Annotated in this window: 1 protein-coding gene; it reads left to right on the top strand. The window is 65.6% G+C overall.

Annotated elements, in window-relative coordinates; all coding sequences use genetic code 11:
• Positions 1–8 precede the first annotated feature (8 nt).
• Positions 9–850, top strand: an 842-nt coding sequence (locus ACTIFU_RS23870) for an elongation factor Tu (RefSeq protein WP_439580815.1), incomplete at its 3' end; no start/stop codon positions are given.

Here is an 850-nt window from a genome sequence, read left to right as displayed (position 1 = left end):
TTTTGGCCATGGCCAAGGAAAAGTTCGAACGTAACAAGCCGCACTGCAACATCGGCACGATTGGTCACGTTGACCACGGCAAGACGACGCTGACGGCGGCGATCACGATGGTGCTGGCCAAGGCCAGCGGCGGCAAGGCGATGAACTACGCCGACATTGACGCGGCGCCGGAAGAGAAGGCGCGCGGCATCACGATCAACACGGCGCACGTGGAATATGAGACGGCGGCCCGTCACTACGCCCACGTCGACTGCCCGCCCCACGCCGACTATGTGAAGAACAACAACACGGGCGCCGCGCAGAACGACGCCGCGATCCTGGTGGTTTCGGCCGCTGACGGCCCGATGCCCCAGACCCGCGAGCACATCCTGCTGGCGCGCCAGGTGGGCGTGCCGGCGCTGGTGGTCTACCTGAACAAGGTCGATCTGGTGGACGACGCCGAGCTGCTGGAACTGGTCGAGATGGAGGTGCGCGAGCTGCTGTCCAGCTACCAGTTCCCGGGCGACGACATTCCGATCACGGCGGGTTCGGCCAAGGCCGCGACCGACGGCGTGAACCCGGAGATCGGCGAGCAGTCGGTGCTGAAGCTGATGCAGACGGTGGATGACTACATCCCGCAGCCGGCGCGTCCGCTGGACCTGCCGTTCCTGATGCCGGTGGAAGACGTGTTCTCGATCTCGGGCCGCGGCACCGTGGTGACGGGCCGGATCGAAAAGGGCATCGTCAAGGTCGGCGAGGAAGTCGAGATCGTCGGCATCCGTCCGGTCCAGAAGACGACCTGCACGGGCGTGGAGATGTTCCGCAAGCTGCTGGACCAGGGCCAGGCGGGCGACAACGTCGGCGTGCTGCT

This window comes from Elioraea sp., from assembly GCF_051860475.1.
Lineage (GTDB): Bacteria > Pseudomonadota > Alphaproteobacteria > Acetobacterales > Acetobacteraceae > Elioraea.
The sequence above is the reverse complement of the archived record's forward strand: the minus strand, read 5'-3'. Positions and strand labels throughout refer to the sequence as shown.